Origin of the sequence: Nonomuraea jiangxiensis (assembly GCF_900099965.1) — a bacterium.
Classification (GTDB): domain Bacteria; phylum Actinomycetota; class Actinomycetes; order Streptosporangiales; family Streptosporangiaceae; genus Nonomuraea; species Nonomuraea jiangxiensis.
This window is the reverse complement of sequence record NZ_FNDJ01000010.1, coordinates 196377-209549: the sequence shown is the minus strand read 5'-3', so window position 1 is coordinate 209549 and position 13173 is coordinate 196377. Positions and strand designations below refer to the sequence as shown.

The 13173-nt window shown below is 71.5% G+C and carries 10 protein-coding genes and 1 pseudogene; 1 reads left to right on the top strand and 10 read right to left on the bottom strand.

Translation table 11 applies throughout. From position 1 onward, the window contains the following. Nucleotides 1-7: 7 nt before the first annotated feature. The 3 genes from BLS95_RS22830 to BLS95_RS22820 form a co-directional block, all read right to left on the bottom strand. Nucleotides 8-775, bottom strand: coding sequence for an alpha/beta fold hydrolase (locus tag BLS95_RS22830; protein WP_090934532.1), 768 nt, complete (start codon nt 773-775; stop codon nt 8-10). 209 nt (nt 776-984) lie between these two features. Next, entirely contained in the window at nt 985-2190 is a 1206-nt protein-coding gene (locus BLS95_RS22825; protein WP_090934529.1) for an FAD-dependent monooxygenase, read from the bottom strand. A 37-nt stretch (nt 2191-2227) separates the two neighbouring features. After that, the gene (locus BLS95_RS22820) at nt 2228-5125 is read right to left on the bottom strand and encodes an AfsR/SARP family transcriptional regulator (RefSeq protein WP_090935014.1); all 2898 of its coding nucleotides are present in this window, start codon (nt 5123-5125) and stop codon (nt 2228-2230) included. A gap of 135 nt (nt 5126-5260) precedes the next feature. On the opposite strand from BLS95_RS22820, the gene BLS95_RS22815 reads away from it, so the two are divergent. Next, nucleotides 5261-6175, top strand: coding sequence for an SPFH domain-containing protein (locus BLS95_RS22815; RefSeq protein WP_090934526.1), 915 nt, complete (start codon nt 5261-5263; stop codon nt 6173-6175). A gap of 52 nt (nt 6176-6227) precedes the next feature. Here the strand turns inward: BLS95_RS22815 and BLS95_RS22810 are convergent, their stop codons facing one another. The 7 genes and pseudogenes from BLS95_RS22810 to mdcA all read right to left on the bottom strand — a co-directional run bounded on the left by BLS95_RS22810 (nt 6228) and on the right by mdcA (nt 13047). Beyond that, nucleotides 6228-7064 (bottom strand): alpha/beta hydrolase, encoded by an 837-nt coding sequence (locus tag BLS95_RS22810; protein ID WP_090934524.1) that lies wholly within the window; start codon nt 7062-7064, stop codon nt 6228-6230. Between the two features lie 208 nt (nt 7065-7272). Continuing rightward, nucleotides 7273-7974, bottom strand: a pseudogene (locus tag BLS95_RS59850) (ACP S-malonyltransferase); the annotation flags it as partial. 44 nt (nt 7975-8018) lie between these two features. Then, complete coding sequence (locus BLS95_RS22795; RefSeq protein WP_176993340.1) at nt 8019-8612, bottom strand: malonate decarboxylase holo-ACP synthase; 594 nt, start codon at nt 8610-8612, stop codon at nt 8019-8021. Continuing rightward, nucleotides 8609-10258: a biotin-independent malonate decarboxylase subunit beta gene (locus BLS95_RS22790; RefSeq protein ID WP_090934516.1), complete on the bottom strand. Its 1650-nt coding sequence runs from the start codon at nt 10256-10258 to the stop codon at nt 8609-8611. Before BLS95_RS22790 ends, BLS95_RS22795 begins: the two co-directional genes overlap by 4 nt. Then, complete coding sequence (locus tag BLS95_RS22785) at nt 10255-10545, bottom strand: malonate decarboxylase subunit delta (protein WP_090934511.1); 291 nt, start codon at nt 10543-10545, stop codon at nt 10255-10257. Before BLS95_RS22785 ends, BLS95_RS22790 begins: the two co-directional genes overlap by 4 nt. Next, nucleotides 10533-11426, bottom strand: a complete 894-nt coding sequence (locus BLS95_RS22780; RefSeq protein WP_090934508.1) for a triphosphoribosyl-dephospho-CoA synthase — start codon at nt 11424-11426, stop codon at nt 10533-10535. Before BLS95_RS22780 ends, BLS95_RS22785 begins: the two co-directional genes overlap by 13 nt. After that, nucleotides 11395-13047, bottom strand: coding sequence for a malonate decarboxylase subunit alpha (gene mdcA, locus BLS95_RS22775; protein ID WP_090934505.1), 1653 nt, complete (start codon nt 13045-13047; stop codon nt 11395-11397). The genes BLS95_RS22780 and mdcA overlap by 32 nt, the downstream gene beginning before the upstream one ends. Nucleotides 13048-13173 lie beyond the last annotated feature (126 nt).

Here is a 13173-nt window from a genome sequence, read left to right as displayed (position 1 = left end):
CCTTGCGTCAGTGTCCGAAGAACCGAGCGAGGACGGGCGCGACCGCCTTCGGGTCGGCCACATGGCCCTGACCGGGGAAAACGTGACGTTCGGCCTGGGGGATGCCGGCCAGGAGCGCCTCCGCGGCCGAGTCGTACAACGGGTTCCCCTCGCCGGTGGCCACCAGTGTCGGCTGGGTGATCGTGGCGAGGCGGGCGGTCGGGGGCGGCCCGTAGCAGGCCGCGTCGTAGGCGAGCGTGTGCGCCAGCGCCTCCAGCCCCGGCCAGTACGGTGAGCCCTTGGCCCCCGCGACGTCCTCCTCCGACGATCCCGCCAGCCGCATGAACAGTTCGACCGCCTCACCGCGCCGCCCCGCCGCGAGGGCCGCCGCCACCTGCTCGCGGTAACCCCGATACCGCTGCGGCGCGTCCTCGGACGTGTCATACGGCACGTCGTACACCGCGAGCCTGTCGATCGCCAGGCCCGCCGCCGCGGCTTCCAGCGCGAACATGCCGCCCGACGAGACCCCGTACACATGCGCCGCTCCACCGGCCTGTCCGATCAGCGCATGCAGGTCCTCGATCTCACGCTCCACGGCGTACGGCGGGGTGTCGCCGCTCTCGCCCCTGCCGCGCCGCGCGTAGTTGTACACCGTGAAATCCTCCGCGAGCACCGCGGCCAGGGGCGCGTTCTCCGAGCCGTCGTCGAGACCCCCGCCCACCAGGATGACGGCCCGCCCGCTTCCCTGCCGCTCGTACGCGATCGACGTACCGTCCTTCGACGTGACCCGGCCCATGCGGCTCCTCCTCGTGTGCGGTGCAGGGGATCGTCCCCCTCGATAGGGCGCCAGAGCGCCCCGCTAGATCCGATCTAGCGGCTGACACCATGACCGGGTAAGTCGGTTGCCGGCACGTGGCCGCCTCGCGTTGCTGACCGCGCTCGGCTCGTCGCCGGCCGGCGCGGTGACCGACCTGCCGCACAGGCGACGTTCGCGCGGGTCACCGTTCAGCCGCGCTCGGGGGCGACGACGGGAGCCGGCTTCGTAGTGGACGCCGGCCGGCTCAAGGAGGTGTAGTCGGGCAGCTCGAAGTGGCCGCCGGCCATCTTCTCCCCCATCTTGGCCATCGAGCTGAGCAGGAAGCGTCGCTTGAACAGCTGGTTGCGCAGCCAGATGCCCTTGCGGGTGCGCGGTGCCAGGAAAGGGCCGGCCTTGTTGCCCTCGGCGGCCTCGATGAACGGGCGGATGGTCTTCTCGTAGCGCTCGAAGGCCGTGCCGTAGTCGGCCTGGCTCAGCTCGCCCGCCAGCACATAAGCGGCGACCAGGGCCAGACCGGTGCCGACGCCGCCGAGGGTGTTGGCCGCGGCGGCGTCGCCGACCAGCACGATCCGGCCCTTCGAGAAGCGCTCGATCGCGACCTGGGCGATGGCGTCGACGTAGACGTCCTTCGCCCCGGCCAGCTTGGTCAGGATCTCGGGTGTCCGCCAGCCCATACCGCGGTAGGCGTCGGTCAGGATCTGCTTCTGCTCCGCCACCGAGTAGCGGTCGTAGGTCAGCTCAGGCGAGGCGAAGCAGAAGAAGGCGGGTGACTTGGGGCCGCCGATGGAGACGAGCCTGCCCGGCTCGTTGTACATCACCGGCTCGTCCACGACCCGCTCCATGTCCACCAGCGCGTAGTAGTGGCCTGTGTACTTGAAGTAGTTCGACTCCGGGCCGAAGGCCAGGCGGCGCACGTTGGAGTGGATGCCGTCCGCACCGACGACCACGTCGAAGGTCCGGGGCGCGCCCTTTTCGAACGTCACGTGGACGCCCGAGGCGGTCTCGGTCAGCGAGGTGATCGAGTCGCCGAAGACGTACCGGCACGTCTCACGAGTGCGCTCGTAGAGGATCTCCGCCAGGTCGCCGCGGAGGATCTCCAGGTCACCACCGGTGAACCAGCCCGGCATGACCGTGATCCGCCTGCCGTACGAGTCGATGACCGTCTGGTCGGTGCTCCCGGTCTGGCGGCGCTCGACCTCCTCCAGGATGCCCATGCGGCGCAGGAGCTCCAGGTGGGTCTCGCCCTTGAAGTCGATGGCCTGGCCGCCGGTGCGGAGGACAGGGGCCTTCTCCACAACGGTGACCGTGGCACCGGAGCGGGCCAGCCAGTAGGCGAGGGCGGGGCCTGCGATGCTGGCGCCGGAGATGAGGACTGAAATGTTCTTGTTCGTCATGGCTCTACTGTCGAAAACCCCGCTGACAGCTCACCGCCTATCCGCTGACAACGTCCTCGATCGTTGTCAGCGCGTCCTCGCGGCTCATCGCGGCACCCGTGCCGAACTGCTCGGCGAACGCCTCGGCGCCGATCGCCGCGCTCGCTTCGGCGGCGACCCTGGCCACGTCGGGGTCGCCTGCTAGGGCGGTCCCGCGAAGCGCGACGGCGATGCCCAGCAGCAGGGCCGCCTGCTTCGGTGGTACGGCTTCCGCCAGCCCCTCCACGGCGGCGGCCAGGTCGGCGACCATGAAGGACCGCTTGGCGACCGACACCGCCTCCCGATGGAGCTCGCCCGCCCGTTCCAGCCGGGCCAGCTCGGTCAGCCTGCGGGCCCGCTGCCCCTCCAGGCCGAACCCTCCGGTCGGCTCCGGCATCCTCTCCAGGAGGCGGCGTGCCTCGTCAAGATCCCCTTGGAGCCTGGCCGCCATAGCCAGCCCCAGGAGCGAGACGGCCGGCAGGCCGGCCTGTCTGGCGTACTCATCCGCCCCGCGGAAGTCCCGCACGGCGACCTCGGGCCTGCCCTGGCGCAGGTGGGCCTCGGCCCGGCGCCCGAGCACCTGCGCGCACTCCTCCACGGAGCCGAGCTCCTTCAGCATCGCCATCGCTTCCCGCCACAGCTCGCCGGCCCGCTCCCACCGCCCGCGCCAGCTCGCCAGTACGGCCAGGCCGTCCATCGCCTGAGCCATCCCCCAGCGCTCACCGACCTTCCCGAACTGGTCGAGGATCTCGGACAGCTCCCGCTCGGCCTTGGCCGGATCCCCTGAGTGCAGGGTCAGCAGTGCGTTGCCCAGCCGCACCAGGGCCTCACTCCACGGGTCGCCACCGAGAAAGGGCGCGTCGGCCGCGATGCCCACCGGCCCGACGAGCATCCCCCACAGCGGCGCCAGGAACGGATGGCGCAGCGGCCAGCGGGTCGCCCGCAGGATCTCGGTCGCGCGCTCCCAGTGCTCGGGCGCGGGGTGCGGTACGGCGTGCAGCACGCAGGCGACGTACTCCTCCTCCAGCCCTGGCCGAAGCTCCAGCAGCCCGGCGGCCGGCTCACCCGCCTCGCTGCGCCGCCCGCTCAGCCACCAGTACGCCGCCAGCGCCGCGACCATGCGTTGCCCGGTCTCGGGGTCGTGGCGCAGCGCGGCCATGAGGTTGTTGTGCTCGCTGGACAGCCGGGCCAGCCAGACGAGCTGCTCGGCCCGCCTCAGATGCGGATCGGCCTCCTGTGCCAGCTCCAGGTAGTAACGCGCGTGCTCGGCCCGGATGTCGTCGGTCAGACCGGAAGCACAGAACAAGCGGATCGTCTCGAACATCCGGTAACGACCGCCCTCGGCCACCACCAGTGACTTATCCACCAAGTCTGTAATATCCCCGCAAATCGCCTCCACGGCATCGAGCGAGGCTCCGCCCGCGAAGACCGAGAAGCGCGTGGCCAGCTCCCGCTCCTCAGCGCTCAGCAGGTCCCAGCTCCACTCCACCACGGCACGCAGGGTCTGGTGCCTGGCGGCAGCCGTACGGTCCCCCCGGGAGAGCAGCCGGAACCGGCCGTCGGCGATCAGCCGGGCGGCGATCTCCTCCACCGGGAAGAACCGCAACCGGGCGGCGGCCAGCTCGATCGCCAGAGGCAGTCCGTCGAGCGTGGCGCAGATGGAGCTCACCGCGTCGAGGTTGTCCTCGGTGAGCTCGAAGCCCTGCCCTACGGCGGCAGCGCGGTCGGCGAAGAGCCGGATCGCCGAGGCGGTGCCCAGGGGCGCCAACGGCATGATCGTCTCACCGGTCAGGCCGAGCGGCTCGCGGCTGGTGGCCAGCAGGCTCAGGCCGGGGCATTCACCGAGCAGGCGGCGTGCCAGTGCGGCGGCGGCGTCGATGACATGTTCGCAGTTGTCCAGGATGAGCAGGAGTTCACGTCCTGAGAGCGCGGTCACCAGCCGGTCGACCGGGCTCATCCCCGGCACGCCGCCGTCGCGGACGCCCAGTGCGGCCAGCACCGCCAGGTCCACATGCTCGGAAATAGGCGACAAATCAGCAAACCATGTCTCACGGGCGGACCGCCTGGCGGCCTCGATGGCGAGCCGGGTCTTGCCCACCCCACCCGGCCCGACCAGGGTGATCAGCCGGGCGTCCCCCAGTGCCTCGAGCTCCCGCTCCCGCCCCACGAAGCTGGTGAGCTGCGCAGCAACCCCGTGCCGCCGAGGTTTCTCGGCCCGGAGGATCTCCAGATGGATCTCCGCCAGCTCTGGCGAAGGGTCGGCGCCGAGCTCCTTCACCAGCAACCGCCGGGTCTCGTCGAAGACCGTCAACGCCTCCGCCGGCCGCCCGGCGGCGTGCAGGGCTCGCATCAGCAACCCGACCAGCCGCTCACGCAGCGGATGTGCGGCCACCAGGCGCCGCAACTCGGCCACCGACGTGCCCTCGGGCAGAGCCAGCTCGGCCTCCGCCAGATCTTCCCAAGCCGACAGCCGCAGCTCCTCCAGCCAGGCCAGCTGTGCCTGGCCGAAAGGCAGATCGACCAGCGCGGGCCCACGCCAGAGGTCCACCGCCTCGCGCAGCAGCCCGCGCGCCTCCCGGAATCCGCCCGAGGCCAGCGACCGCCGCCCATCACCGGCCAGCTGCTGGAACCGGTGCACATCCACATCCAGCGGGTCGATCGCCAGCCGGTAACCCACCCCGTCGAACTCCACCGGCAGGCTCTTGCGCAACCGCGAGACCTGCGCCTGGATGGCGTTGGCGGCCCCGGCGGGCGGATCCTCACCGTACTGCCCGTCGATCAGCCGCTCCACGCCGACCACCCGGCCCGCGTTCAGCAGCAAGATCGTCAGCAGCGCGCGCGGCCGTGGCCCGCCCACCGCGAGTCGCTCTCCGGTGTCGGTGCGCACCTCCAGCGGGCCGAGGATGCCAAACCGCATGGCCGACATTCTCGCATTCCTGGTATCGCCCACCCTTTGAGCGGGCCGCCCCGATGCCACTGACCAGATCTTGACGACTTCCTTACCGACGCGGGCGGGTGCTCGGATCTAGCCTTGAACTGGAAGGGGCATGCCATGATCACCAACATCGTGCTCGGGCTGATCGTCATGCTCACGGTCTGGCTGGTGGTCAGCAGCATCCGAGTCGTCAGTCAAATCGAGCGAGGTGTGGTCTTCCGCTTCGGCAGGGCCCAGCGAAAGATCCGCCGGCCAGGGCTCACCTTCCTCATCCCGGTCGCGGACCGGATGAAGAAAGTGAACGTCCAGATCGTCACGATGCCGGTGCCCACGCAGGAGGGCATCACCCGTGACAACGTCTCCGTCCAGGTCGACGCCGTCGCGTACTTCCGGGTGGAGGAGCCGCTGCGGGCAGCCGTCGTCGTGCAGAACTACCTGTTCGCGATCGAGCAGGTGGCGCAGACGTCGCTGCGCTCGGTCATCGGCAAGAGCGACCTGGACGACCTGCTCTCCAACCGCGAGGAGCTGAACAAGGGCTTGGCGCTGATGATCGACAGCCCCGCGCTCGGCTGGGGCATCCACATCGACCGCGTCGAGATCAAGGATGTCCATCTGCCGGAGACCATGAAGCGGTCCATCGCCCGCCAGGCCGAGGCCGAACGGGAGCGCAGGGCCCGTGTGATCACCGCGGACGGAGAGTTCCAGGCCGCGCGGAGGCTCGCCGACGCCTCGGCCATCATGAACGAGACTCCGGGCGCGCTTCAGCTACGCCTGCTGCAGACCGTGGTGGAGGTCGCGGCCGAGAAGACCTCCACGCTGGTCATGCCGGTGCCCGTGGAGCTGCTGCGCTTCTTCGAGCGCTCCGCGAGCAGCAGCCCGGCCGCGCAGGCCACTGAGCAGGTCGCCGGTCCCTCGGACGGGAAACCCGAAGGGCGACCGGCCGTGACGGACACCACCGTGCCCGAGGTGGCCCCGCCAGGGCCTTCCTTCGAGCGCTCCGCCGCGGAATCGGCCGTGAAGAGCGTCGGCTGAGCCTGCTTTCGGGGGCCACCTGTCCTGCCGGCGCCGTGTGCTCCGGGATCGCTCAATCTCCCTTCACGGAGCAGACCGCCGATGCGATCACCGACGTGACCGCGTCCGGGTGCGAGATCAGGGTCAGGTGGGACCCGCCCTCGAACCTGGTGACCTTCGAGTGGGCTCGCCGTGCCATGGACAGCTGTGACGTCGGTGTGATGATCCGGTCGCCGGTGCTGATGAAGTACCAGGACGGGATCTTCTTCCACGCCGCGGCCCGTGACGGGGTCTCGAACGCGCTGGTGGAGGCGGCTCGCTGCGAGGCCCACAAGCGTGCGGCGGTGTCCCGCGGCAGGTCCGAGGCGAACGAGCCGATGAAGACGTCCCGTTTGAGATACAGGTCGCTCGCGCCCTGGGGCGCTTTCGCGTAGGACGCCTTGTCGTACAGGGATCTCGGGTCGCCGTTGAGCGTGGAGCCGGATCCGCTGAGCTGGGCGGTGGTCTCCCCCGTGTCCGGTGCCGCCGCGTCGACGTACACCAGCGCTTTGACGTTCGGGGCATTCGCGGCGGCGTTCGTGATGACCGAGCCGCCGTAGGAGTGCCCCACCAGAACGACCGGGCCGGACACGGTTTTCAGGAAGTCCGCGACGGTCGCGGCGTCGTCGTCGAGGTTGCGCAGCGGATTGCCGATGGCGCGCGCCGTATAACCCGCCCGGCGCAGCACGTCCACCTCTCCGTTCCAGCTTGAGGTGTCGGCCCATGCTCCATGCACCAGGACGACGGTCGGTTTGGTCGTGCCCGGCGATGGGCAGGGCAGCGGTCCGTTCGCCCGGGCCGGCTGCGTCACGAACGCCGTGGCGAACATCGTGAGGAACGCGATCGTCGTTCCGGTACCTGTACGGCTCATCGTCTTTCCCCCTGACCGGATCGTGCTGCTGAGGTGGTCGCCGGGCGCGGCGGGCAAGGAACACCACGTCCGTCAAGCGGGTGCCGTCCAGGGCCACGACGCGCGCGTCCGGGTGGGCCGCGCGGGCGAGCCGGGCCAGGACGTGTCCTGGCGGTGTCTGGACGAAGAAGGTGATGCCGAGCTCGCCGAGCAGGGCGGTGACGTCGCGCCATCGCACCGTGGTGGCGACGCCGCGGGCGAGGTCGTCCAGGACGGCGCCGGCGTCGTGGAGCAGCCTGCCCGTGGAGTCGCTGACGTACGGAACGGTGAGGCGGCGCCGCGGTACCGACGCGAGGTGGTCCGTCATGGTCTCGGCGACGCCGGCGAGCAGCGGACAGTGTGAGGGGACGGCGATGTCCAGGCACTGCACGTGCCGCGCGCCGGCCTCGGCAGCCGTCGCCGCGAGGCGTTCCAGCGCGTGCGCACCGCCCGCGACCACGACCTGCTGGTCGGAGTCGATGACGGCGACATACGCCGGGTCGGCCTCGGTCGCCACCTTCTCCACCACACGGCGCACCTGGGGCACGCTCAGGCCGAGTACGGCGGCCATGCCGTACCCGCGGGGATAGGCGTCACGCATCAGCTCGCCACGCCTGCGCACGGCCGTGAGGGCTTCGGCGAAGGTCAGGGCCCCAGAGGTGACGGCGGCGGGGAACGCCCCGGCGGAGTGCCCGGCCACGGCGTCGGGCGTGACGCCTTCGCGATCGAGGGCGCGGGTCGCGGCCACTCCGGCGACGCAGAGCGCGACCTGCACGGTGACGGACGATCTCAGCGCCTCCGCGCCGTCCTGGCGGGACGAGCCGGGCAGGAGGTGCTCGGCTTCGGCGAGGGTCTCGGCGACGGCCGGGTGGCTCGGCAGGTCGTGCAGCATCCCGGGGCGCTGGGTGCCCTGGCCGGGGTAGAGGAAGGCGACCTTCATGCGGGGTCCCACGGGTCGGTCACGAGTTGCGGACCGTCGGGGGTGCGGGCCATGACGGGACCCTTGGTACGGGACCATTCGACGAGGTTGACGCCACCTCGCGAGGTTTCCAGCTGGCAGTCGACCCGGCCGGGCAATGTGGCGAAGACCTCCACGAGGCGGGTGGCCTCGGCCTGATCCCACCGGTACGGCGTCCTGATGAGCACATCGAGATCGCTCTCGGCGTGCGTGGCCGGGCGTCCGGTGGCGAGTTCGAAGCCGACGCCGCCGGTCGGTCCCCAGCCGGCGACGCCGTCCAGCAGCCGGGCGACGGCGAGCAGGGTGGCGGCCAGATGAGGCAGGCGCGGGTGGGAACGCAGGGCTTCCGGCGGTACGCGGTGGATCACCGCGACAGCGGGGACGATGGCGGCGTGGCGCTGCGATCGGCTCGGACCGCGTATGCCGATCGGGACCAGGCCGGGCGGGCACGGCGCCCGGCGTACGACGGCCCAGGGGCAGGCGGCGAGCGAGGCGCGGGCCCAGTCGGGGAGCGCGGCCTCCCACGACCCGCCGCCGGCGAGAAGCAGCAGGTCGTGAGGACGGGCGATCACCCCCACTGGGCCGTCAACGCCTCGCGGACGCGGCGGGAGGCCGTGCGGGTTCGGCGCGCTCCGGGGGAGTCGAGACGGTTGCTCAGGTCACGCGGGCCCCGTCGCGCCCGTGCGACCGCCGCGGTGAGCGCGTCCTTCGCCCTCCCCACGTCCCTCTCAGTCGGGACGTCGGCGTTCTCCACCGTGAGGAGCTCGTCGCACAGGCCGAGCCTCGCCCAGTCGGTGACGTCGTAGGACAGGGGAAGGATGCGGCCGGCCAGCTCGTCGAGCTCGGCGACGGTACGCAGGGTCACCTTCGCCGCTGCCTCCTTGTGCATGGCGTGGATCAGCACGCCGGGGTCGTCGAGCGCGAGGACCTGGTTCGCCTGGAAGCCGTGCGCGAGAAGTCCACCCGACAGCGCCGTGCCGACGATGAGGACGATCACCGGGTGCCCGGCCGCGCGGGCGGTGGCGTAGGCGTCCACGGCGGCGGCCAGCGCCTGATGGATGCCGAACGTCTCCTCGACGCGCCCGTACGCCTGGCTGGGCAGGTCGACGAGCGCGATGATCGGGCGGCGGCGCTCGTCAGGCAGGTGTGCGTCCTCCGCGACCGTCCCGGTCACCTCGGAGGCGAGGGCCAGCCCCTCGCGGAGGCCGACCTCGCCCCGGCGGGCACGATGGTACGGGCTGTGCGGGTCGGGCACCACGGTGAGGATGCGGGCGAGGTCCTCGCCCAGCGTGACGTCAGCGGAGATCACGGACGGGACGCCGCCGTTCACGCCTCCGTCGGCAAGCGCTTGAGTCCAGGCCCGCCCGCGGGTCATCGGGGGACCTCCCGCGGCCGCGAGGTCGGGTGGCTCGGAGGGGCGGGCGGCCTCGATGTGCGCCCGCAGCTCGCCGATGCGCTGGGAGCGGTGCTCGGCGGGCACGCCCTGCGCCACCGCGCCGATCACCGCGGATCGCAGCGTGGCAACGTCGTCAGCGACCAGTTCGTCGGCCAGGCCGGTCCGGGTACGCTTCCTGCCGCCGGTGATCGACCAGATGAGCGGGTGGTCGGAGGCATCGAACTCGGCCACCCCCGCCTCCGACTCGATCACCGCCGGGCCGTCGAGCCCGAGCCGGCCCTCCTCGGTCATGATCAGCTTGGTGCACAGCCCGGCGGCGATGCTCATGCCGCCGAAACAGCCCAGCGCTCCGGCGATGACGCCGACGACCGGCGCGAGGGCGCGTAGCTCCAACAGCGCGGAGCACACCTCGGCAACCGTGGCCAGGCCCAGGTTCGCCTCCTGTAGGCGCACGCCCCCGGTCTCCAGCAGCAGTACGGCGGCGGTCGTGGTGCCGGCGCGGCTGTCGCGGGCCGCCAGGGACAGCGCGGTCGCGATCTTCACGCCAGACACCTCACCGATGCCCCCGCCCTGGAACGCCTGCTCGATGGCGATCACGACCGCGGGGCGTCCGCCGAGTCGTCCTTTGACCACCACGACTCCGTCGTCGGACTGCGGAACCACGCCCTGCGGCTCCAGCCAGGGCGACTCGATGCGGTCGAACGGACCGCACAGCTCGTAAGCGGCGCCGTCGTCGAGCAACGCCGCGGCCCGCGCGCGGGCGTCCAGTTCGATGAAGCTGGTACGTTCCAGCCGCGCGGCCCAGTCCGTGGTGGATGTCACGCCCTGCCCTCCTCGATGGCCTGTCGCAGGCGCAGGGTGACCACGCCCGGGGTGGCCCCGAAGTCGTTGAGCTCGAAGCTCGCGGCGACGGGGTGCCGGGCGAAGAACCGCTCCAGCACGGTCCGCCACACCGTGTCGAACCCGTCCACGCTCGTACGCACCCGCACGTGCGCGGCACCGTTCGCCGGGGTCATCAGGACCTCCAGATCGCCCGAGCCGACCACTCCCACATGCGCACGCCGGGCGGGCGGCCGGTCCGCCGGGAACTCGTAGGTCAGCGTCTGCATGCCATCACCTCCCGTTCGGCACGGGGACGTCGCCTCGGCCATGGCAGCAGGTCGAGGAAGAGCGCGGCGGCCAGCAGGTCGCCGCTCCCGCCCGGTGACAGCCGCAGTCCGCGGAGCCGGTCGTCCAGCTCCAAGAGCGCGGCTCGGCCGCGGTCCGTGCCCGCGCCTCCCTCGGCCAGGACAGCCGAGGCCCCCAGCTGTACGACGCGCAGGCCCGCGCGTCCGCCACGGTGCAGGACGCAGGTGTCGTGCAGCAGGCTCATCACCGCCAGCAACGCGTCCAGCCTCGCCACCTCCTCGGTACGGCCGTCCGCCCTCGCCAGGCGCAGCCGCGGCAGCGCGACCTCGATGACGTGCGGGAAGCCGGCCTCGGCCTCGCCGCGCGCACCGCCCGTCCCGTACCGCCGCCGGACCAGCTCGCCATGGGAGGCCGGTCCCACCGGGATCCACCGGTCGGGAAGGGCGGCCAGCCCGGCCGCATCGCCGGCCGCGGCCCGTTCGTCGTCGGCGCCCCCTGCGACGGCAGCCACCAGCAGGCCGAGCGCCCACAACGCCCCGCGATGGGTGTTGACCTCGCCGGTGGCCCGCGACATCGCCCGGTCTCCCGCACGGCCGAGCCGGCCCAGCTCCTCCCGCAACCCGACGCCGAAGAGGCGTTTCGCCGTGAACGCGACGGCACGGAACGTGGGGCGCAGCGCCTCGGCGGAGGCCAGCAGGAGCGGCAAGTCCATGTCGTCGTGCGCGCCGCCGCCCCGCGCGTCGACCAGGCCGGGCTTGGGGCTCAGCAGGGCCTCCGCGCACAGAGCCCGCACCGCCGTGCCGGCCAGCACGTCCGCCCGCATCGCCGGGTCACCAGGTCCGGAACCGGGCGGGCGGGTCATAGAGTCCTCCGGACCAGGCCACGAGATCTTCGATGCTGCGGGCGGCCAGTAGAGAACGCCGCGCCTTGCGTACATCGACCTTGAGGTCCTCGGGCAGCGCCACCAGGCCGTCACGGCGCAGTGCCGCCACGCGCCGCTCCTCGGCGCGGCGGCCGATCGGGGTGGCGCCCGCGATCGCGGCCACCGCCTCACGCCGTTCGGCCGGGCCCTCGGCCTTGTAGAGGTAGGCCACCCCCTCCTCGGTCACCACGTGGCTGACGTCGTCGCCGTAGATCATGATCGGTGGGATGGGCAGGCCGGCGTCCTTGCCCACCTGGACCGCGTCCAGCGACTCCACGAACGCCGGAGTGCCGCCCGAGCGGAAGGTCTGCGTGATCTGTGCGACGATCTTGCGTCCGCGCACCGCCGGGGCCTGGCCGGTCAGTAGTTTCAGCCACGTGGCGGAGGGGTGCCTGCGTCCGCGCGCGTCGTGCCCCATGTTGGGCGCTCCGCCGTACCCGGTCAGCCGGCCTTCGGTGACCGTCGAAGAGTTCGCGTACGCGTCGATCTGCAGCGACGACCCGATGAACATGTCCACCGCGTACTGCCCCGCGAGCTGGCACAGGACCCGGTTCGACCGCAGTGAGCCGTCGTGGCCGGTGAAGAACACGTCCGGCCGGGCGGCGACGTACCGCTCCATGCCGGGCTCCCCGCCGAAGCAGTGCACCGATTCCACCCAGCCGCTCTCGATGGCGGGAATGAGCGTGGGATGCGGGTTGAGCGTCCAGTGCCGGCAGATCTTCCCGCGCAGTCCCAGCTCCTCGCCGTAGGTGGGCAGGAGAAGCTCGATCGCCGCGGTGTCGTAGCCGATCCCGTGGTTCAGCGTGACCACGCCGTGCCGCTCGTAGATCCCGCGCAGGGCCATCATGGCCATGAGGATCTCCACCTGACCGATGTGGCGGGGATCGCGGGTGAACAGCGGCTCAAGCGCGAACGGCCGCGGGCTCTCGACGATCAGATCCACCCAGTCGCCTGGGATGTCCACCCTGGGTACCTTGTCCACCAGCTTGTTCACCTGGACCAGGTTCACCCCGCCGGAGAACGCCACCGCCTCGGCGATGGTCGGTGTGTCCTCGGTGCTGGGCCCGGTGAACAGGTTCCCCTCGTGGTCGGCCTGCTCGGCGCAGAGCAGCGCGACGTTCGGCGTAAGGTCCACGAACATGCGCGCGTACAGCTCGACGTAGGTGTGAATCGCACGGACCTCGACCTTGCCGTCGGCCAGCAACTGCGCCATGCGCACGCTCTGCGGGCCGGCGTAGGCGAAGTCGAGACGGCGGGCCACGCCGCGCTCGAACACGTCCAGATGCTCTCGCAGGCTGATCGAGGAGATCAGCAGGTGCAGGTCGTGCACCACGTCCGGATCGCAGCCGGCCAGCGCCTCGGCCAGGAAGTCGGCCTGTTTCTGGTTGTCGCCCTCGATCGCCACCCGGTCGCCGGGACGCAGCAGCGCCTGGAGCGCGTCGCCGATGCGCCCGGCATCCAGCACCCGGCCAGAAACGTACGGCCGTAGCGCCTCCAGTCGCTCCTGCTTCGCGGTCCTGCGCCGAGCCCAGTCGCGGGAGCCCCTCACCGTGGATGCCATCGCTCGCCCCCCGTCGCGCGCTGACCAGGGTCTTCTACCTCAGAAGCAGTTCCCCTAACTCGGTGAGGGCCTGTGCCGCGTCAGTGACGGTCGCGACGGCTATGAGGGGTGGCGTGAATTGCCCGC